General features: G+C 73.4%; 17 protein-coding genes. 11 read left to right on the top strand and 6 right to left on the bottom strand.

All coding sequences use genetic code 11. The features are described 5' to 3' along the window. Nucleotides 1–240: 240 nt before the first annotated feature. The 3 genes from ACIO92_RS20605 to ACIO92_RS20595 all read right to left on the bottom strand — a co-directional run bounded on the left by ACIO92_RS20605 (nt 241) and on the right by ACIO92_RS20595 (nt 2,960). Nucleotides 241–1,011, bottom strand: a complete 771-nt coding sequence (locus ACIO92_RS20605) for an SDR family oxidoreductase (RefSeq protein ID WP_366441246.1) — start codon at nt 1,009–1,011, stop codon at nt 241–243. Between the two features lie 5 nt (nt 1,012–1,016). After that, on the bottom strand, nt 1,017–1,976 hold the full coding sequence (locus ACIO92_RS20600; RefSeq protein WP_366441245.1) for a sulfotransferase: 960 nt from the start codon (nt 1,974–1,976) through the stop codon (nt 1,017–1,019). Nucleotides 1,977–2,066: 90 nt separating this feature from the next. Further along, nucleotides 2,067–2,960: a family 3 encapsulin nanocompartment shell protein gene (locus ACIO92_RS20595; protein ID WP_366441244.1), complete on the bottom strand. Its 894-nt coding sequence runs from the start codon at nt 2,958–2,960 to the stop codon at nt 2,067–2,069. A gap of 302 nt (nt 2,961–3,262) precedes the next feature. Between ACIO92_RS20595 and ACIO92_RS20590 the strand changes: the two genes are divergently transcribed. The 8 genes from ACIO92_RS20590 to ACIO92_RS20555 all read left to right on the top strand — a co-directional run bounded on the left by ACIO92_RS20590 (nt 3,263) and on the right by ACIO92_RS20555 (nt 11,291). Then, complete coding sequence (locus ACIO92_RS20590; RefSeq protein WP_402058027.1) at nt 3,263–4,279, top strand: LysR family transcriptional regulator; 1,017 nt, start codon at nt 3,263–3,265, stop codon at nt 4,277–4,279. Between the two features lie 189 nt (nt 4,280–4,468). Further along, nucleotides 4,469–4,651 carry a lysine biosynthesis protein LysW gene (gene lysW / locus ACIO92_RS20585; RefSeq protein WP_351781317.1) on the top strand — a complete coding sequence of 61 codons (183 nt, stop codon included), beginning with the start codon at nt 4,469–4,471 and terminating at the stop codon, nt 4,649–4,651. Between the two features lie 38 nt (nt 4,652–4,689). Then, nucleotides 4,690–5,553, top strand: a complete 864-nt coding sequence (locus tag ACIO92_RS20580; protein ID WP_366441242.1) for a RimK family alpha-L-glutamate ligase — start codon at nt 4,690–4,692, stop codon at nt 5,551–5,553. Beyond that, nucleotides 5,550–6,575: an N-acetyl-gamma-glutamyl-phosphate reductase gene (argC, locus tag ACIO92_RS20575; RefSeq protein ID WP_401239109.1), complete on the top strand. Its 1,026-nt coding sequence runs from the start codon at nt 5,550–5,552 to the stop codon at nt 6,573–6,575. The genes ACIO92_RS20580 and argC overlap by 4 nt, the downstream gene beginning before the upstream one ends. Nucleotides 6,576–6,617: 42 nt before the next feature. Beyond that, nucleotides 6,618–7,553 carry a transketolase gene (locus tag ACIO92_RS20570; RefSeq protein WP_366441240.1) on the top strand — a complete coding sequence of 312 codons (936 nt, stop codon included), beginning with the start codon at nt 6,618–6,620 and terminating at the stop codon, nt 7,551–7,553. Then, entirely contained in the window at nt 7,550–8,518 is a 969-nt protein-coding gene (locus tag ACIO92_RS20565; protein WP_351781310.1) for a transketolase C-terminal domain-containing protein, read from the top strand. Before ACIO92_RS20570 ends, ACIO92_RS20565 begins: the two co-directional genes overlap by 4 nt. Continuing rightward, on the top strand, nt 8,515–10,149 hold the full coding sequence (locus ACIO92_RS20560; RefSeq protein WP_366441239.1) for an AMP-binding protein: 1,635 nt from the start codon (nt 8,515–8,517) through the stop codon (nt 10,147–10,149). The genes ACIO92_RS20565 and ACIO92_RS20560 overlap by 4 nt, the downstream gene beginning before the upstream one ends. Further along, the gene (locus ACIO92_RS20555) at nt 10,146–11,291 is read left to right on the top strand and encodes an acyl-CoA dehydrogenase family protein (protein ID WP_401239103.1); all 1,146 of its coding nucleotides are present in this window, start codon (nt 10,146–10,148) and stop codon (nt 11,289–11,291) included. Before ACIO92_RS20560 ends, ACIO92_RS20555 begins: the two co-directional genes overlap by 4 nt. Before the next feature lie 92 nt (nt 11,292–11,383). Here ACIO92_RS20555 and ACIO92_RS20550 read toward each other — a convergent pair whose 3' ends face one another. Continuing rightward, nucleotides 11,384–11,974: a CGNR zinc finger domain-containing protein gene (locus tag ACIO92_RS20550; protein ID WP_366441237.1), complete on the bottom strand. Its 591-nt coding sequence runs from the start codon at nt 11,972–11,974 to the stop codon at nt 11,384–11,386. A 74-nt stretch (nt 11,975–12,048) separates the two neighbouring features. On the opposite strand from ACIO92_RS20550, the gene ACIO92_RS20545 reads away from it, so the two are divergent. Continuing rightward, nucleotides 12,049–13,497 carry an MFS transporter gene (locus ACIO92_RS20545; protein WP_402058032.1) on the top strand — a complete coding sequence of 483 codons (1,449 nt, stop codon included), beginning with the start codon at nt 12,049–12,051 and terminating at the stop codon, nt 13,495–13,497. Nucleotides 13,498–13,688: 191 nt separating this feature from the next. Next, nucleotides 13,689–14,900, top strand: a complete 1,212-nt coding sequence (locus ACIO92_RS20540; RefSeq protein ID WP_366441235.1) for an FAD-dependent monooxygenase — start codon at nt 13,689–13,691, stop codon at nt 14,898–14,900. Nucleotides 14,901–15,013: 113 nt separating this feature from the next. Here ACIO92_RS20540 and ACIO92_RS20535 read toward each other — a convergent pair whose 3' ends face one another. Then, the gene (locus tag ACIO92_RS20535) at nt 15,014–15,967 is read right to left on the bottom strand and encodes a WYL domain-containing protein (RefSeq protein ID WP_366441234.1); all 954 of its coding nucleotides are present in this window, start codon (nt 15,965–15,967) and stop codon (nt 15,014–15,016) included. A 93-nt stretch (nt 15,968–16,060) separates the two neighbouring features. Between ACIO92_RS20535 and ACIO92_RS20530 the strand changes: the two genes are divergently transcribed. Further along, a complete protein-coding gene (locus ACIO92_RS20530; protein WP_366441233.1) occupies nt 16,061–16,471 on the top strand; it encodes a VOC family protein in 411 nt (136 codons plus the stop codon). 67 nt (nt 16,472–16,538) lie between these two features. Here the strand turns inward: ACIO92_RS20530 and ACIO92_RS20525 are convergent, their stop codons facing one another. Beyond that, nucleotides 16,539–18,893 carry an amino acid adenylation domain-containing protein gene (locus ACIO92_RS20525; RefSeq protein ID WP_366441232.1) on the bottom strand — a complete coding sequence of 785 codons (2,355 nt, stop codon included), beginning with the start codon at nt 18,891–18,893 and terminating at the stop codon, nt 16,539–16,541. Nucleotides 18,894–18,965: the final 72 nt, after the last annotated feature.

The following is an 18,965-nucleotide window of genomic DNA, read 5'->3' as shown; positions in this document are numbered from 1 at the left end:
GGGTCCCGGGTGCGTACGGGTGGGGGCCGGGCGCGGTGGGGACGCGTACGGACCGGGGCGTACGGGAGGGGTGTCCCGTACGGGCGGGGGATTCCCGTACGGGACGGCTCGGGGGCGGCCGGTGCGGCAGCCGGGTGCGGGGTGACGGGTGTGGGGCGGGCGGTATGGGGCGCGGCAGGCCTGGTGCGGCAGCCGGTGGGGCGGGCGGTACGGGCGGCAGGTGTCGGGCGGGGGGCCGGGTCAGCCGATGCCCCGGGTGTTGCCGCCGTCCGCGACCAGCACCCCGCCGGTGACGTACCCGGCCTGTTCGCTGGCGAGGAAGGCGACCAGGGCGCCCAGGTCCTCGGCGCGGCCGATCCGGCCGAGCGGGATCCCGGCGGCCACCTCGGCCAGCCGCTCCTCCACCTTCTCCCCGTACTGCACGTCGAGGATCGGGGTGCGGTGGAAGCCCGGCGCGAGCACGTTCACGGTCACTCCGGCCGGGCCGAAGGCGTGGACGAGCCCCTTGGCGAAACCGAGGACGCCGAGCCGGGCCACCGAGGACAGTCCGCTGCCCGGATGGGGCTGGCGCACCGACTCCGAGGTGAGCATCACGATCCGGCCCCAGCCGGCCTCCCGCAGGTACGGGGCGGCGGCCAGCGACAGCGACACGTGGGGCAGCAGGTTCTCGTTGACCGCCGCCCGGTACTCGGCGACCGCGAAGTCCTCCACGGGGCCGAAGGGCACCCCGCCGGAGTTGGTGACCACCACGTGCAGGGCCCCGAACTCCTCGGCGGTGCGCCGCACCCAGGCCGCGGCGGCGTCCTCGTCGCGCAGGTCCACCACGGTGCTCAGCACCCGGCCGGGCCCGGATCCGTCCACCTCCCGGTGGGCGCGGGCCAGCCGCTCGGGGTCCCGGCCGCAGAGCGACACGTCGGCGCCCTCCGAGGCCAGGACGCGGGCCACCGCGAGGCCGATCCCGCTGCTGGAGGCCGCGACGAGCGCGGCCCGTCCGGTGAGTCCCAGGTCCACCGCCCTCACCCCGCGAGGGCGGTGCGGACGGGGGCCAGCGGGTAGCCGTAGCGGGAGAGCAGGGGGGCCGCCGCCGCCGTGGCCGCCGCGATGGCGGTGCCCGGCAGCGCCGTGCGCCACCGCTCGTCGGGCCGGATGTGGGTGACGCCCCGGCGCAGCCGGTCGGGGTTGCCGGTGACGGTGTGGTTGGCGCCGAGCGGTACGCGTCCCAGGGCGTCCACCGGGGACTCGTCGTCGAGCCCGGCGAAGCGGAGCACCCGGGCCGTGACCTCGCGCGGATCGCGGGACAGGTCCTCGTGGCGGACCCGGAGGTAGCGTCCGCCCGCCGTGCGGCCGACGAGTTCGGAGGCGAGGTTGAAGGCGGTCCAGTAACCGCTGCTGCGGGCCGGGGACATGGGGTCGATGTACTCCTTGGCGCTGCGGTAGGACAGGGCCGTGGCCCGGGGGTCCCGCACGATGTGCAGCACCCGGACGTCCAGGTCGCGGCGGCCGAGGAGGGCCGCCGCCTCCGCCGGGTACTTCGAGCCGTCCACGATCAGCCGGTCGGCGCCGAGGGCGGCCACCCTCCGGTAGACGGCGGCCGACCGGTCGAGGAGTTCGTCCACGCCGGGGGGCGCGGGCCGTTCGCCGCGGGCCTCGGCGAGCCGGGCCGGGGTGTGGCGGGTGCGCAGCAGGGCGTGCTGGAGGGTGGTCGTGCGGTGCGCGACGGCCTCGACGGAGCCCTCGGGCAGCTCCGCGAGGACCTCGGACCAGAGCGGGCAGGAGCGGACCGGCTCGCCGCAGCCGCAGCTGGTGTTGGTGCCGGCGCCCAGGACGCCGTTGCGCCAGAGGTAGTGGAGTTCGCCGACGTGCCGGACGCCGGGGATCTCGTTGAGGACGTTGCCGAGCAGGGTGCTGCCGCTGCGCATCCATCCGGTGATGTAGAGGACGCGCGGCGGGCGGTCCGTCGGAGAGGGGCCGGTCATGGTGGGGGTCCCTTCGTGGTGCCGTCGGCGCGGTCGGCCGCCGGTGCCGTCGGCGCGGTCGGCCGCGCCGGGTGGCGGGTCGGTCGCGCGTCAGCCGCTGGTCAGCAGCAGGAAGTGCTGGGGCAGGTGGACGGCGAGGCCGATGCGGCTGCTCGCCTCGACGGCGTCGGAGCCGCCGGGGCCCGCGCCCCGGCGCAGGGTCAGCGAGGCCACGCCCGGGACGAGCAGGGTGACGGCGGCCCGGAAGTCGCCGAGCAGGACCTGGCCGCGCGGGATCATGCGGGTGCGCGAGACGGTGATGCCGGCGGCGCCCAGCTGGCCGAGCACTCCGGTCCTGACCAGCTCCCAGTAGGTGAAGGGGTGGACGACGATCCCGTCGCAGGAGCCGCCGGTCTCCTCGACCTCGGCCGCGGCCTCGGTGATGGAGGCGTAGACGTCCTCGCCGAGCTGTCCCCGGCGGATCTGCGGGAGGTTCAGGAGGCCGCTGATCGCCTTGTCGGCGCTGCCGTGCAGCAGGGTCTCGTTCTCGACGACGGAGAGGCGGACCAGGACCCGGTAGTCGATGAAGGAGGCGAGCAGCGCGGGCTGGTCCAGGAGGCCGTCGGGCAGCGGCACGCGCACGGTCAGGTCGGTGAGCTCGGCCCGCTCAAGGCGCGGGGCGAACGCGCCCTCGGGGGTGGCCTGGTAGGAGGTTCCGGCGGCGGCCAGCTTCGCGGCGGGCGGCTCGTGCACGAAGGTCACCGGCGCGTCGGCCACCGAGGCGGTCTTGAGCAGGTGGCGTACGGCGTAGCGCGGCCGGGTCGCGAACAGCGGGAAGACGGCCGGGAGATGGGCCTGGAAGGGCACCGTGTGGTCCTGGTCCGCGTCGGCGGCGCGGACCGACCAGGCGAACTCCTCGCCGGGGCTGCGGGTGGTGAGCGCCGGGTCGGCGAACTGTATCTGGACTCCCTGCTGCACTGCGGGACCGGCGGTGGCTGCGAGCATGACGTCTCTCCTCGGGTTCCGTGAAATCGCTCTTCGGTCATTCACATTAGACAGCCGGGAGAATTGCGGGGAGGAAATTCGATGGCGCGTGTTTATGAATCGAATAAGGCGGGCTGATTCCCCGTTCTTGAACAGCGCATACCGACGGCATGACGATGTCACATGCGGTCCGTGAGCCCATCCGTGGCGGCGGCGAAACCCCCGGATCTACGCTTCATCCAAGACCTCGCGGAACACTCGGCAAGGAACACGCGACACCGGATCGCGGAAGACGGAACGTCCCCGACGATGTAGGTGGGAGTATGCATCACGACTTGCAGATCAACAGGCTGAGGACGCTGGTCGCCGTGGTCGAACTCGGTGGTTTCCGGCGGGCGGCGGAGTCCCTGCACATCACTCAGCCCGCGGTCAGCCAGCAGATACGACAGCTGAGCGGTCTCATCAGAAGTCCCGTGTTCGCCTCCACGGGACGCAACCTGCGGCTCAGTCCACGGGGCGAGGAACTCCTCAGGTACGCCCGCCGGATGGTGGCGCTGAACGACGAGGCGGTCGACCGGTTCATCCCGCAGGCGGGCCACGTCATGCTCTCGGTGGGCGTGTCGAGCCAGCTCGGGGAGGTGCTGCCGGAGTTCCTCCGGGTGCTGAACCGGGGGATGCCCCAGGTCCAGCTGAGCGTACGGACCGGTTCGAGCGAGGAGTTGGCGGCGCAGCTCACCGGCGGCCAGCTCGACGCGGCGCTGCTGCTCCAGGCCGAGCCGACCGGGCCCGGCACGGACAGCGTCGAACTGGGCAGGATGCGGCTGGCCTGGTTCGGCCGGCCTGCCCACGGCGAGCGGGAGGCGGTGCCGCTGGCGCTCTTCCCCGAGCCGTGCACCCTGCGCGGACGGGTCCGCGACGCCCTCGACGCCGCGGGCATCGCCTGGCGGGTCTCGTACGAGAGCGAGGAGCTGATCGGGCTGCGGTCGGCCGCCAAGGCGGGCCTCGGCATGACGTGCCTGGTCGCCAACGGGGACGAACTGTGGGGCCTGGCCCCGTCGGTGCGCCCCGGGCTCCCGGCGCCGCCGGAGCCGCTGCCGGTCACGCTGGCGGTGGCCACCGGGGCCGTACCGGAGGGCTTCACGGACATCGCGGAGAAGGCGCTCCGTCAGGCCCTGCGGTCCTACCCGCTGGTCACGCCCCCGGACGACACCGCCCCGCAGGCCCTTCCGGTGGAGGCGGGGCCCGGAGCGGAGGCCGGACCGGCGCACGGACCCGGGACGGGACCGGCGGACGGGACCGCGGACAGGGCGGCCCAGGTGCTCGCGGGCGCCGCTGCCTGACGGCCCGTGGCCCTGGGCCCCCGGCCCCGTCCGGCTCCCCCTTCGCTCCCGCCCCATAAGTATTCGCCTCGGTTCCGATCCAGAGCATTCATTGGAATGGACCGGGCGGACCGAAATGCAGCACTAATGTAATTCCAGGTCGACCGTATCCCGGATTTACCGTCCTTCGGAAGAATTGAGGAAATCGTCATGCAGGACACTTTGATCGCCCCCGCGTGCCCCGAGTGCGACGCCGAGGTTTCGCTGGGCCAGGACGCCCGGGTCAGCGAAATAGTCGAGTGCCCCGACTGCCGGCTGGAGCTGGAGATCGAGTCGGTCGAGCCGCCGCGGCTGCTGCTGGCCCCCGAGGTCGAGGAGGACTGGGGCGAGTAGACGGACCGGCCACCACCATCGAGAAGGAGATCACCCTGATGAGCCCTGCGGCAGCGCGACTCGGTGTCCTCGCCTCCCGGGTCAGGTTCGAGGAGAAGAACATCCTGACCGCGCTGGAGAGGCGCGGCGCCGTATGCGAACACATCGACCCCCGTGCCCTTTCGGTCCGGGCCGGTGAACCCTGGGACGGTCCGCGGACCGTGCTCAACCGCGAAGTGGGCCACTACCGGGCCCTGTACGCGGCTGCCGCACTGGAGTCGGCGGGCGTGACGGTGGTCAACAGCGCCGCCGCCACGGCCGTCTGCGGGGACAAGTGGCAGACCTCGGCGGCCCTGGTCGCCGGGGGCGTGCCCACCCCCGACACCATCCTGGCCCTCACCCCCGAGGCCGCCCTCAAGGCCCTGGACGAACTGGGCTATCCGGCGGTCATCAAGCCCCTGGTCGGCTCCTGGGGCCGGCTGGTGACCCGGGTCACCGGCCGGGCGATGGCCGAGGCGGTGCTCGAACACGTCGCCGCCCTGCCCTCCCCCCAGTCGCACGTCGTCTACGTCCAGCGCGAGGTCGCCAAGGCGGACCGGGACATCCGGGTCCTCGTGGTGGACGGCCGGGCGGTCGGGGCGACGTACCGCAGGAGCGAGGACTGGCGCACCAACGTGGCGCGCGGCGCGGTCAGCGAACGCTGCCCGCTGACCGACGACCTCACCGCCCTCGCGGTCCGGGCGGCGGACACCGTCGGCGCCACGCTCGCCGGGGTGGACCTCCTGGAGGAGCCGGGCGGCCTGCTCACCGTCCTGGAGGTCAACGACCGGGTCGAGTTCCGGGGCCTGCAGTCGACGTACGGAACCGACCTCGATGTGGCGGACACGATCGCCGCCCTCCTGACAGCAAAGGCAGAGTCATGATCCGCGCAGCAGTGGTGGGGGCCGCCGGGTACATCGGCGGGGAGCTGCTCAGGCTGCTCGTCGGCCACCCCCAGGTCCAGGTGGTGGCCGCCACCTCCCGCACCCTCCAGGGACGCCAGGTCGACGGCGTCCACCCCAATCTGCGGCACCGCACGAAGCTGACGTTCTCGGCGGAGGACCAGCTCACCCGCTGCGACGTGCTGTTCCTGGCGACCCCGCACCGCGAGACGATGCAGCGGATGCCGGAGTTCCTGGAGAAGGCCGGGGTGGTCATCGATCTGTCCGGCGACTTCCGGCTGAACGACCCCGGGGTGTACGAGGACTACTACGGCGCCTCCCACGAGGCCGTCGGGCTGATCGACACCTTCGTCCAGGGACTCCCCGAGTTCCACCGCGAGCGGCTGCGCTCCGCGGACCGGATCTCCGTGCCCGGCTGCATGGCCGCCGCCGGGATCCTGTCCCTGGTGCCGCTCGCCGAGGCCGGACTGATAGCGGGCGACATCACGGTGGACGCCAGGACCGGCTCCAGCGGCTCCGGGGCGAAGGCGGGCGCGGAGAACCTGCACGCCGAACGGAGCGGTGCGCTCCGGGTGTTCGCCCCCACCCGGCACCGCCACGAGGCGGAGATATCCCAGGCCACCGGGCACACCGTACGGATGTCGGCGACCGGGGTGGAGGCGGTCAGGGGCGTCCAGCTGCTGAGCCGCGCGAGCCTGGCCGAGGGCGTCGACGAGCGGGCGATCCGGTCCGCCTACCGGAGCCGCTACGCGGGTGAGCCCTTCGTACGGATCGTGGCCGCCCGGCGCGGGCTGCACCGCTTCCCCGACGCCAAGATCCTCTCCGGTTCCAACTTCTGCGACATCGGTTTCGCCCTGGACCGGGGCGCCTCCACGGTCACCGTGATCGCGGCGCTCGACAACCTCGTCAAGGGCGGCGCGGGCAACGCCGTGCAGTGCATGAACGTGCGGTTCGGGGAGCCCGAGGGACGCGGTCTCGAATTCACCGGCCTCCACCCCAACTAGACCGCCCCCACCCACCCCACGGACCCAGCGAAAGGACCTGGCATGAGCAGCCCGCCTCTGCTGCGGGGCGCCCCCGCCCGCACCGACACCACCGACAACGCCCGCACGGACACCACCGCCGCCGGCATCACCGGTCCCGACCCGCACGGCCCCGGCGCCGCGGAGCTCGCGGTGATCGCCGGGCGGATCAGGGAACACGTCGTCGCCATGTGCGCCGGACCCGAGGGCGGCCACCTGGGCGGGTCGATGTCGCTCGTCGAGATCCTGTCCGTCCTCTACTTCCGGGTGATGCGGCACGACCCCCGCTTCCCCGGACTGCCCGAGCGGGACGTCCTGCTGCTCAGCAAGGGCCACGGCGGCATCGCCCTCTTCGCCGCGCTGTGCGAGGCAGGCTACTTCCCCGCGGAGTCCCTGGAGGAGTACGCCAGGCCCGGCAGCCACTTCATGGCACACCCGCACCCCGAGATCCCCGGTGTGGAGATCGCCTCCGGCTCCCTCGGCCACGGTCTGGCGCTCGGCGTCGGCTACGCCCTGGCCAACCGGCTCGACGGCTCCGACCGGCGCTGCTTCGTGGTGATGGGCGACGGAGAGCTCCAGGAGGGCTCCGTGTGGGAGGCCGCCTCGGTGGCGTCCGCGCACCGCCTCGCCGGACTCACCGCGATCGTGGACCGCAACGGCCTCCAGATCACCGGCGGGACCGAGACCGTCAACTCCCTGGAACCGCTGGCCGACCGCTGGCAGGCCTTCGGCTGGCGGGTCCTGGAGACCGACGGCCACGACGCCGAGGCGCTCACCGAGGCCCTGACCCGGCCCGCCGACCCCCGGCGCCCCACCGTGGTCATCGCCCACACCGTCAAGGGCAAGGGAGTGCCCTTCATCGAGGGCCAGGCCCGCAGCCACTACGCCCGGCTGAGCGGACGCCAGCACCTGCGGGCGCTCAACGCGGTCCGCGCCTCGGCGGGCGGTGACCCCCGATGAGCACCGCCCTCGCCCCCGCCCCGGACCGGTCCGCCCGCGAGGTGTACCGCGACACCGTGGCCGAGCTGCTGCCCGGCGAGCCCCGGCTCGTCGTCCTGGACAGCGACACCGGACTGTTCGGCGGGGTGGACTTCGGTTCCGCCGCCGACCGCTACCTCAACCTGGGCATCGCCGAGCACACCCTGATGGGCGCGGCGGCCGGACTGGCCCGGGAGGGCCGCATCCCACTGGTCAACACGATGGGGGCGTTCGCCTCCTCCCGTGCCGTGGAGGCCGTGAAGATCGACATCGCGATGGGCAACCTGCCGGTGCTGATCGCCGCCACCCACTGCGGGGTCTCGGCCGGCCACCTCGGACCGACCCACCACGCCCTGGAGGACATCGCGGTCATGCGGGCCCTGCCCCACATGACCGTGGTCGTCCCGGGCGACGCCGCTGGCACCGAGGAGCTCCTGCGCCAGGCGCTCACCCTGGGCGGGCCCGTGTACTTCCGGCTCGGCCGGGGCGCCACCCCCGACCTGCCCGCAGGTCCGCCGCTGCGGCTCGGCAAGGCCCAGCAGCTGCGGCACGGCTCGGACATCACCCTGGCGGCCTGCGGACCCTACCCGGTCCTCGCCGCCCTGGAGGCGGCCGACCTCCTGGAGTGCGAGGGCATCACGGCGAACGTGCTCAACCTGCACACCGTCAAGCCGCTGGACACCCCGGCCCTGCTGAGCTCGCTCGGCGTACGGGACACCGTCATCACCGTGGAGGAGCACTGGCGGTCCGGCGGCTTCGGCTCCGCCGTCACCGAGGCGCTCAGCGCCGTACGCCCGGTGCGGGTGCACCGGATGGCCCTGCCGGACGAGTTCGTCCCGGTCGCCGGCAGCCAGCGCTATCTGCTCGAACGGGGCGGGGTCAGCGCCCGGCAGATCGCCGAGCGCGCCCGGACAGCAGTCGAGACCGGCCGGGGAGGCCCGAGTTGACCACCACCGACACCTACCGCGCCGCGGGCTGGTGGCGCGACGAGACCGTGCTGCACGACCTGCGCCGCTGGGCCCGCGAGCAGCCGGACAAGCCCGCCCTGGTCTGCTACCAGGGGGACGCGTACGAGACCGTCGGCTACGCCGAACTCGCCCGCCGGGTCGACCGGCTGGCGGTCGGCCTGCTCCGCCTCGGGGTCCGCCGGGGCGACGTCGTGACCCTGCAACTGCCCAACTCCTGGGTGCTCGTGGCGCTCTGCCTGGCCGCCGCCCGGATCGGCGCGGTCGCGGGACCGGTGGTCCCGGTGATGCGCCGCCGCGAAGTGGAGTTCATGACCCGGCTCACCGAGAGCCCGGTCTACATCGCCGCCGCCGAGTTCCGGGGCTTCTCCTACGCGGAGATGAGCGCCGAGGTCGCCTCGGCCGTACCGACCCTGCGCCACCGGGTGCTCCTCGGCGGCGGCACGGACCAGGACGGCGCGCTGGACTTCGTACGGGACCTCTACGGGCCGGAGCCCGACCCGGAGCTGCTCGCCTCCCTGGACGCGCTGGAGGCGGGACCGGACGACGCCGCCCAGATCATGTTCACCTCCGGCACCACCGGTGAGCCCAAGGGCGTGCTGCACAGCCACAACACCCTGTACTCGATGAACCGGGCCCAGGCCGACGTCCTCGGCGTGACCGGCTCCGACGTGACCGCGATGGGCTCCCCCACGACCCACCAGGCGGGCTTCACCTGGAACTTCGTGATGCCGCTGCTGCTCGGCGCGACCGCCGTGCAGGTGGACCGCTGGGAGCCCCGGCAGATGCTGCGCACGCTCCAGGAGCAGCGGGTGACCTTCTTCATGGGGGCCCCGACCTTCCTCTCCGACCTGATCGACGGACAGCGCGAGACCCCCCACGACCTGTCGGCGCTGCGCACCTTCGCCACCGGCAGCGCGCCGATAGCGCCGCTGCTCGTGGAGGACGCCCGCGAGGTGCTCGGCTGCCGTCTGTACGCGCTGTGGGGCATGACGGAGAACGGCTGCGTCACCGTCACCCGACCCGAACAGCCCGCGCTGCGCGCCGCCGGGAGCGACGGCACCCCGGTGCCGGGCATGGAGGTCCGGATCGTCGGCGAGGACGGCGCCGCGGTGGCACCGGGGGCTCCCGGGCTGCTGCAGGTGCGCGGTTCCGCCCAGTGCCTGGGCTACTTCCGGCGCCAGGAGGTCTACGACGCCTCGGTGACCGCCGACGGCTGGTTCGACACCGGCGACCTGGCCCGTGCGGACGGTCACGGCGGGATACGGATCACCGGGCGGGTCAAGGACGTGATCATGCGGGGCGCCGAGAACATCCCGGTCCTGGAGATCGAGGCGGCGCTGCTGCGGCACCGCGCGGTCAAGGACGTGGCCGTGGTCGGGTACCCGGACCGGCGGCTCGGGGAGCGCGCCTGCGCGTTCCTGGTCACCTCGGGCGACGCGCCCGGTCTGGAGGACGTGCGCACCCATCTGGCGGGGCTCGGCATGGCCCGTACGTACTGGCCCGAGCGGCTGGAACTGGTGCCCGCGCTGCCGAGGACCCCGTCCGGAAAGATCCAGAAATTCGCGCTGCGGGACCGGCTCCGGGCCCGGGAAGGAGAGACGGTCTCATGAACTTCGGCTTCACCGCGGAGCAGGAGGAACTGGGCAAGCGCGTCGCCGCGTTCGCCGAGGAGCGGGTGGCTCCGCACCGACAGGAGAACGACCGGCGCGGCGCCTACCACCCGGGGCTGATCGAGGCCCTGGCGGAGGCGGGACTGTTCGCGCTGCGGATCCCCGAGGAGTACGGCGGGCTCGGTCTGGACGCCGTCAGCTCGGGCATCGCGCTGGAGAAGCTGGCCGCCGCGGATCTGTCGGTGTGCTTCCCGGTCCTCAACGCGGCGCTGATCGGCGGGGTCCTGGCCTCCAGCGGCACCCCGGAGCAGCTGGAGCGCTGGCTGCCGCCGATCGCGCGGGGCGAGGCGCTGGTGGCGCTGGCACTGACCGAGCCGGGTCACGGCACGGACGCCGCGGGCATCGGGATGCGTGCCGAGCCCGACGGTGACGGCTGGCTGCTGTCCGGCGAGAAGACCTCGATCATGGTGACCGCGTACGCCACCCACGCGCTGGTGTTCGCCCGGACCGGCGGCGAGGGCGCGCACGGCATCAGCGCCTTCTACGCCCGGATCGACGGCGAGGGGGTCCGCAAGGAGCGGCTGACCGATCTGGGCTGCCGCTCCGGCGGTCGCGGCCGGCTGCTCTTCGACGGGCTGCGGGTCGGGCCCGAGGACCTGGTCGGGATGCCCGGCGGCGGGTTCACCGCGGTGATGCGCGGCTTCGGGGTGTCGCGGGCGCTGATCGCGCTGATGGCGATCGGTGTCGGTGACGCCGCCCTCGCGGAGGCGTACGCGCACGCGTCGGGTCGGACCGCCTTCGGGCAGCCCATCAGCCGCTTCCAGTCGGTGGTGTTCCCCCTGGTGGAGCACACCACGCTGCTGCACGCGGCCCGGCTGGTGTGTCACGAGGCGCTGTGGCGGGCGGACCGGGGCGAGGACCCCCGCATCCCGTCGAACATGGCCAAGTGGTGGGCCCCCAAGGCGGCGGTGGAGGCGGTGCACCAGTCCCTGCTGACCATGGGTCACCAGGGATGGAGCGAGGACGGACCGGTGGCCCAGCGGCTGCGGGACGTCATCGGCCTCCAGCTCGCGGACGGCACCGCGGCGGCCACCAAGCTGACGGTGGCCCGGCTGCTGCTCGGGAAGGAGTTCGCGCCGTGAGCGCCCCGGCCGCTCCGGTCGCCCCGGTCATCGAGGACCCGGCGGGTGCCTTACGGTCGGCGGACGCCGTACGGTCCGTGGCCGTCCTGCTGTCAGCGGCCTGCGGTCGCGGTGCGCAGCCCCTGCCGGTAGACCTGCATCTTGGAACGCGTCCCGCACACGGCCATCGAGCACCAGCGTCCGCTGCGGTTGCGGGCCCGGTCGTAGAAGGCCCATTCGCAGCGGTGCTCGTGACAGGCCTTCAGACGGTGCCAGGCGCCTTCGACGGTGGACTCGACGACGATCGCCAGGATCTGGGCGATCATGCCGCGGGTACCGGTGCCGCCGGGGCGCAGTCCGGGAGCTCCGGTCCCGTCGAAGGCCAGGACCAACGGGCAGTGCGCGGCGACGCGTTCGATCAGGGCGCGGGCCGCCGGGTCGGCTCCGGCGCCGTTGTTCTCCCGCATCAGGGCGCGGAGCGCCTCCCGTACCGCGACCGCTTCCAGGCGGTCGGACTCGGAGGGGGCCGCGGTGCCCGCGGGGAAGCCGTTCCCCTCCATCCACCGGACGAGACCCGTCCCGGACGCGAACTCGTCCGGTCCGAACTCGACATTGACGCTGTTCACGAAGGACTGCACCAGTGCGAGCCGGCCGGGGGCCACCTCACGGTCACCCGGCTGACGCACGCGCTTGGGTTCGGTCATCTCCCAGACCCTACCGGCCAAGCGGATTCGCCGGTATCCCCCGCTCCTGTCCCCCTCCCCGTGAAAGGAAAATCATGACCAGCACCAACGCCGCGGCCGGCGCCCGGCCGCCGCTCCTCCTGCTGTGCGCCGCACAGTTCATGCTCGTCCTCGACTTCGCCATCGTGAACGTCGCCCTGGGCGCCATGCAGCGTGACCTCGACTTCTCCGCCAGTGGGCTGCAGTGGGTCGTCGGCGCGTACGCCCTCTTCTACGGCGGCTTCCTGCTCCTGGGCGGCCGTGCCGGTGACGTCTTCGGCCGCAAGCGGATGTTCGTGGCCGGTCTGGCCGTCTTCACCCTCGCCTCGCTCGTCGGCGGCATCGCCACCGACTCGTGGGTGCTCGTGCTGGCCCGCGCGGTCCAGGGCCTGTCGGCGGCGGCGGTCTCCCCCGCGGTCCTGGCGATGATCGCCGGTGGCTTCCCGGAGGGTTCGGAGCGCGTGAAGGCCATGGGTGTCTTCGGCGCGGTCTCCTCGGCCGGTTTCACCGGCGGTGTCGTGGCCGGTGGCGTGCTCACCGAGTACCTCACCTGGCGCGCCGTCATGCTCGTCAACGTCCCGGTCGGCATCGTGCTCGTGGCGCTGGCCGCCAAGCGGCTGCTCGCCGACCACCACACCACCCGCTCCTCCCGCCTCGACCTGCCCGGCGCGATCCTGGTCACCTCGGCGATGTGCGCCCTCACCTACGGGCTGACCGCGGCTTCCGACAAGGGCTGGGACGCCACCCCGGTGCTCGCTTCGCTGGCCGCGGGCGCCATCCTGCTGATCACCTTCCTGGTCGTGCAGACCAAGGTCTCCCAGCCGCTCGTCCCGCTCTCCATCTTCCGCAACCGCGCGCTGTCGGCGGGCAACGGCATCGCGTTCCTGTCCGGTGGGGTGATGTCGGTCTCGACCTTCTTCATCACCATGTACATGCAGCAGATCCTCGGGTACTCCGCGCTCAAGGCGAGCATGGGCTTCTTCCCGCAGGCGTTCGTGGTCTTCCTGTTCAGCCTGCCGGTGGTCAAGCTGACCCACAAGCTCGGCGCCCGGAACGTGCTGATCGCCGGTGGCGTGCTGCTGACGATCGGTTCGGGTCTGCTGGCACAGGTGACGGCGGACAGCTCCTACCTGCTCGGGGTGCTGCCCGGCGGTGTGCTCCTCGGCCTCGGTGTGACGGTCATGATGATCGCCACCGCCATCGCGGGCACCAGCGGTGTCACCGGACCGCAGATGGGCCTGGCCTCGGGCCTGTTCAACTCCAGCCGTCAGCTCGGTGTCGGTCTCTGCCTGGCGCTGGGCGTGGCCCTGGCCGGTGTGGTGCACGGCACCGCCGCCCGCATCCCGGTCGACGGCTTCCAGGCCGCCTTCTGGTTCACCACGGCCATCTCCGCGGCCATCGTCGTCGTGTCGGTCCTCGGTCTGCGGCGCACCGCCGTGGCCTCGGCCGCCGGTGAGCGGAAGGCTCCCGCCGCCGCTCCGACGGCGGTTCCCGCCGCGAAGTAGGCACCGGCTCGGATTCCGGCGGCCGGCCCCGCGCCACGGGGCCGGCCGCCGCAGCGCTTCCCCCCTCCTGACCGACCCTCGCGGACCCATGCGGACCCATGCGGACCGCGCGGGACGACGGGGACACGAGACGACGCAGGACCCGCAGGACGACCCATGACGACCCAGGACCACCAGACAAGGAGCAGGCGATGACACACGTACTCGTCGCGGGCGGCGGCATCGGCGGACTCGCCACCGCTCTGGCCCAGGCGCGTGCCGGACACCGGGCGACGGTCCTGGAGGGCCGGCCGGAGTTCTCCGAGATAGGCGCGGGCATCCAGCTCGCGCCCAACGCCTTCCGCGCGCTGGACGCGCTCGGCGTGCGCGACCGGGTGGCGCGGCAGGCCGACTTCATCGACGAACTGCGCTTCCTGGACGGCGCGTCGGGGCGGCGGGTCGCCACGATGGAGCTGACCGGCGCCTACCGGACCAGGTTCGGCGGCCCCTACGCCGTGGTCCACCGCGGCGATCTGCACCGGGCGCTCCTGGAGGGCTGCCGCGAGGCGGGCGTGGAACTGCTCGCGGGACACCGGGTGACCGGCTACCGGCAGACCGGGGACCGGGCGACGGCGCTCACCGCCGGGGGCGGGCGGTTCTCCGCGGACGTCCTCGTCGGCGCGGACGGCCTGCGGTCGGCGGTACGGGCCCAGCTCGTCGGTGACGGCGGCCCGCGCATCTCGGGGCACACCATCTACCGCTCGGTGATCCCGATGGCGGAGGTGCCGCCGGAGCTGCGGGAGAAGGCCGTCGCCCTGTGGGCGGGTCCCGGCTGGCACTTCGTGCACTACCCGATCGGCGGCGGGGCCTTCCTCAACCTCGCGGCCACCCGCGACGACGGGGCGCGCGAGGAGATCACCGGGGCGGCGGCGAGCCGCTCCCGGGTGCTCGGCGAGTTCCCCGGGCTGTGCGCCGAGGCCCGGCGGCTCCTCGAACTGGGGCGGGACTGGCGGATCTGGGTGCTCTGCGACCGCGATCCGGTCGAGGGCTGGGTGGACGGCCGGGTGGCGCTGCTCGGTGACGCCGCGCACCCGATGCTCCAGTACGCCGCCCAGGGCGCCTGCATGGCCCTGGAGGACGCGGTGGTGCTGGGCGGGCTGCTGACGGACGAGCCGTGGGACGTCCCGGGCCGTCTGGCGGAGTACAACGCCCTGCGGCGGGACCGGACGGCCCGGACCACGCTGACGGCCCGGGAGATGGGCGAGCGGCTCTACCACGCGGCCGGGGCGGACGTGTCCGCCCGCAACGCGCTCCTCGCCGGGCTCTCCCCCGCCGGGCTGCGGGACGCGGTGGCGTGGCTGCACGGCTGCACGTCGTTCACCGGGGCCCGGGAGCCCGCGCTCGCGGCGGCCGAGGCCGGGTGACCCGCTCCCCCGCGCACCCCGCACTCCGATCACGAGGCCCACGAGGCCCACGAGCCGCACAGGGCTCACGAGGCGGCCCCGTCACCCCCGCGAGGCGGGGGGCGGGGTCGTCCTCATGTCCGCGCGGCGGCGTAGCGCTCGGCGAGTTCGGCCCCGATGCGGCCCAGTTCGGCCTGGACCGAGGCGGGTTCGAGGACCTCGACCAGGCCGCCCCAGCCCGCCAGGTTCCGGGCCAGGTCCAGCGGGGTGGGCGCGGCGAGGCGCACCCGGGCCCGGCCGTCGTCCGCCGTGCCCTCGGGGTGGCAGTGCCGTCCGAACCGGTCGCACAGGACGGCCAGGTGCCTGGTCTCGACCAGCACCGTCGCCCAGGTCCGCGAGCGGCGCCGCTCGACGTCGCCGACGACCTCCCGCCAGGCCTCGGCCAGGGTGAAGCCGTCCGGGCGTCCGGCGCTCTCGCCGCTCTCCTCGGCCTCGCCGATCCGGTCGACGCGGAAGGTCCGCCGGCCGCGCTCGGTCCCGGCGATCAGGTACCAGGCGTCGTCCTTGTCGACCAGGCCCCAGGGGTCGACGAGCCGTTCGGTCCGCTCCCGGGCGCCGTCGGTGTACGTCAGCCGGACCCGGCGGCGGCGGACCACCGCCGCCTGGAGCCGGTCGACCATCTCGGGCCGGTGCCGCTCCCGTTCGCCCCACGGGGTGGGGTCGACCACCGTGGCTCCCGCGGCGGCCTCGGCGTCCGCGCGGAAGGTCTGCGGCAGCGCCCGCAGCAGTTTGCGCAGCGCGGCCCTGGCCTGTCCGGAGACCGCCGCGGCCGGACCGACGAGCAGGAAGAGCGCCTGCGCCTCGGTGGCCGAAAGCCCGCTGAGGTCGGTACGGGCTCCGCCGACCAGCGCCCAGCCGCCGCCGCGGCCGGGCTGCGGGTACACCGGGATGCCCGCGGCGGACATCGCCTCCAGGTCACGGCGGGCGGTGGCCACGGACACCTCCAGCTCCCCGGCCAGTTCGGCGGCGGTCATCCGGCCGCGGGTCTGGAGCAGCATGAGGGCGGCAACGAGTCGGTCAGCACGCATGTTTCCAGTCTTCTCCCGGAAAGTGCTCAATGGGTGAGCGGTTTGAAGCGGAAGATGGATTGTGTTCATGGAACGCACGAGAGGAACCACCCCATGCTGCGAGGACTCGCCACCGTCAACTTCTACGCGGACGATGTGGAAGCGGCGAAGGACTGGTACGCGCAACTGCTCGGCGTGGAGCCGTACTTCGAGAGCCCCGGCGAGGAAGGCTCCGCCGCCTACTACGAGTTCCGGGTCGGTGACCACCAGACCGAACTGGGGCTGATCGACCGCCGGTACGCTCCCCCGGGCCTGCCCGCCTCGCCGGGCGGGGCGATCGGCCACTGGCACGTCGACGACGTGCGGGGCACCCTCGACCAGCTGCTCGCCATGGGGGCGGAGCCGTACACGCCGCTGACCGAGTACGGTCCCGGCTTCGTCACCGCCTCGGTGACCGACCCCTTCGGCAACGTCCTGGGCATCATGTACAACGAGCACTATCTGGAGATGCTGGGCGACCGCTGACCCGCACGGCAGTGGCCCCCACTCCTGTGGGGGCCACTGCCGGTCACGGCCCGTCGGGGCGGGCGGTTCAGCCCGCGGCGACCGTACGGGCGACGAGTTCGGCCATCTTCTGGACGGTGGGCTCGTCGAAGAGGTCGACCAGTTCCAGCTCCACCCCGTGCCGCTCGCGGACCAGTTCGGTGAGCCGGGCGGCCCGCAGCGAGTCGCCGCCCAGGTCGAAGAAGTTGTCGAGCACTCCGACGCCGTCCAGTTCCAGGGTCTTCGTCCACAGTCCGTGCAGCGACTCCTCCAGGGGCCCCGCGGGGGCCTGGTAGGCGGTGTCGACCTCCGGGCGCGACCTGGGCGGCTCGGGCAGCGCGGTGCGGTCGATCTTGCCGTTGGTGGTGGTCGGCAGGCCGCCGACGACATAGGCGGCCGGGACCATGAAGGCCGGGAGCCGTCGGCCGAGACCGCGCCGGATGTCCCGTACCGAGGGCGAGGCACCGGCGTCGGGCTCGATGTAGGCGGTCAGCTGGACGTCGCCCTGGCCGTCCTGGCGGGCCAGCACCGCGGCCTGCTGGACGCCCGGCAGGGTGGTGAGCACGACCTCGATCTCACCGAGGTGGACCCGGTTGCCGCGCACCTTGACCTGGTTGTCGGTGCGGCCGACGATCTCGATGCTGCCGTCCGGCCAGTACCGGGCGAGGTCGCCCGTGCGGTACATGACCGGGTGCCGGGCCGGGTCGATCGGATTGGTGATCCACTTCTCGGCGGTGGCCTCCGGGCGGCCCAGGTATCCGGCCGAGAGGCTGACACCGGCGATGCACAGCTCGCCGACGAGCCCCGGCGGCAGCGGGCGGAAGTCCTCGTCGAGGACGTAGATGGTGACGTTGGTGGTGGGCCGGCCGATCGGCGGCAGCCTGCGCTCCCGTCCCTCCGCGCCGAGCCGCTCCCCCAGGTCGGTGATGTCGCAGGCGGCGACCACGGTCGCCTCGGCGGAGCCGTACAGGTTGATCAGCCGGAAGGGCAGTCCGGCGGGCGGCCAGGACTGGATGCGTTCGCCGCAGACCCGGATGTTCTCCAGCGGTGTGCCCTCCGGCCACTCCAGCCGCCACAGCCGCTCGGCCATCGGCTTCATCAGCAGCGTGGTGGTGATGCCCTCGCGCAGGAACCACTCCTGGAGGCGGTACTCGGAGGCGACGACGGAGACGTCCGGGATGTGCACGGTGCCGCCGACGGCGAGCACCGGGAAGCACTCCACCTCGATCATCCCGTAGCCGGGGGCGGCCAGCCAGGTGCCCTGGGAGGTGCTGTCCATGCCGCACAGCTCGCTCATGCTGTGGATCAGGTTGCGGGCCGCGCCGAAGCGGACCATGACGGCCTTGGGCGCGCCGGTGGAGCCGGAGGTGTAGCAGATGTGGATCAGGTCGTCGGGTCCGACGGGCTCGCTGACGGCGGTGACCGGCTCGGCGCGCCAGTCGTCGGTGTCCAGGGCGAGGACCGGGGCCAGGCCCTCGACCTTCGGGACATGGGCCTCCAGGGTCAGGACGATCGCCGCCGAGGCGTCCTCGATCATGAAGCGGACGCGCTCCTCCGGAAAATCGCTGTCGAGCAGGATCGCGGCACACGCCAGCTTGAAGCAGGCGAGCTGGGCGATCAGGCTCTCGGCGCCGCGCGGGAAGCAGACGCCGACCCGGTCCCCGGGACGCACCTCGCGGGCGGCCAGCCGGTGGGCGAGCTGGTTGGCCCGCTCGTCCAGCTCGCGGTACGTCAGCCGGACGCCGGGCAGGATGACGGCGAGGGCGTCGGGGGTGCGCCGGGCGTGCTCGGCGACCCGCTCGTGGAAGAAGGGCTCCGGGACCGGCCCCTCGGTGTCGTTCCATTCCACCAGGGTGCGGTGGGTCTCCTCGTCGGTGAGCAGGGCGATGTCCCGTACGGTGCCGCCGGGCGCGGCGGCCAGGGCGCCGAGGACCCGCTCCAGGTGGCGGGCGTACTGGACGGCGGCCTGCGCGTCGAACTCCTCGCTGTCCATGAGGAGTTCGTAGGTGCCTTCGCCGGGTGAGAAGGACAGGGTCAGGGCGACCGGGGGCTGGTCGGGGTGGCCCCCGGTGGTCACGGCGGCGTGCGGCGGGCGGCCCGAGGCTGCGGAGGGGTGGGCGGGCTCGGCGTGGGCGACGGCTTCCAGGAGCTGCTCGGCGGTGGTGTCCCCGGCGACGCGTATGCCGATCGTCTCGGCCGGGGCCGTGGGCCGGAGCCGTCCGACCAGCAGTTCGGTCTCGCCCGTGTAGCGGTGGACGAGGGCGGCGAGGGCGGCGGTGGCGTACTCCTCGGGGCGGGAGGCGGCCGACGCGGGGGCGATCAGGGTGTGACGGTGCGGCGCGGCGGTCCGCGCGCCGTCGAGGACCCGGGCCAGGGGCAGGGTGGAACTCGTGTTGACTGCCACGGTGTTCATTCCTCTCGGATGTGTGCTCTGAGTCGATGGGGGATCCGGCCGGGGATCCGGAGGCCGGGGCCG

Origin of the sequence: Streptomyces sp. NPDC087215, assembly GCF_044744885.1 — a bacterium.
In the GTDB taxonomy this organism is placed as follows: Bacteria; Actinomycetota; Actinomycetes; order Streptomycetales; family Streptomycetaceae; genus Streptomyces.
This window is presented reverse-complemented; position numbering and strand designations above follow the sequence as displayed.

What these genes read in the sequence shown, in the direction of transcription:
- ACIO92_RS20555 (WP_401239103.1), top strand. Translation starts at nt 10,146, where the DNA reads ATGAACTTCGGCTTCACCGCGGAGCAGGAGGAACTGGGCAAGCGCGTC.
- ACIO92_RS20550 (WP_366441237.1), bottom strand. Translation starts at nt 11,974, where the DNA reads ATGACCGAACCCAAGCGCGTGCGTCAGCCGGGTGACCGTGAGGTGGCC.
- ACIO92_RS20540 (WP_366441235.1), top strand. Translation starts at nt 13,689, where the DNA reads ATGACACACGTACTCGTCGCGGGCGGCGGCATCGGCGGACTCGCCACC.
- lysW (WP_351781317.1), top strand. Translation starts at nt 4,469, where the DNA reads ATGCAGGACACTTTGATCGCCCCCGCGTGCCCCGAGTGCGACGCCGAG.
- ACIO92_RS20595 (WP_366441244.1), bottom strand. Translation starts at nt 2,960, where the DNA reads ATGCTCGCAGCCACCGCCGGTCCCGCAGTGCAGCAGGGAGTCCAGATA.
- ACIO92_RS20590 (WP_402058027.1), top strand. Translation starts at nt 3,263, where the DNA reads ATGCATCACGACTTGCAGATCAACAGGCTGAGGACGCTGGTCGCCGTG.
- ACIO92_RS20535 (WP_366441234.1), bottom strand. Translation starts at nt 15,967, where the DNA reads ATGCGTGCTGACCGACTCGTTGCCGCCCTCATGCTGCTCCAGACCCGC.
- ACIO92_RS20545 (WP_402058032.1), top strand. Translation starts at nt 12,049, where the DNA reads ATGACCAGCACCAACGCCGCGGCCGGCGCCCGGCCGCCGCTCCTCCTG.
- ACIO92_RS20600 (WP_366441245.1), bottom strand. Translation starts at nt 1,976, where the DNA reads ATGACCGGCCCCTCTCCGACGGACCGCCCGCCGCGCGTCCTCTACATC.
- ACIO92_RS20570 (WP_366441240.1), top strand. Translation starts at nt 6,618, where the DNA reads ATGAGCAGCCCGCCTCTGCTGCGGGGCGCCCCCGCCCGCACCGACACC.
- ACIO92_RS20565 (WP_351781310.1), top strand. Translation starts at nt 7,550, where the DNA reads ATGAGCACCGCCCTCGCCCCCGCCCCGGACCGGTCCGCCCGCGAGGTG.
- argC (WP_401239109.1), top strand. Translation starts at nt 5,550, where the DNA reads ATGATCCGCGCAGCAGTGGTGGGGGCCGCCGGGTACATCGGCGGGGAG.
- ACIO92_RS20530 (WP_366441233.1), top strand. Translation starts at nt 16,061, where the DNA reads ATGCTGCGAGGACTCGCCACCGTCAACTTCTACGCGGACGATGTGGAA.
- ACIO92_RS20580 (WP_366441242.1), top strand. Translation starts at nt 4,690, where the DNA reads ATGAGCCCTGCGGCAGCGCGACTCGGTGTCCTCGCCTCCCGGGTCAGG.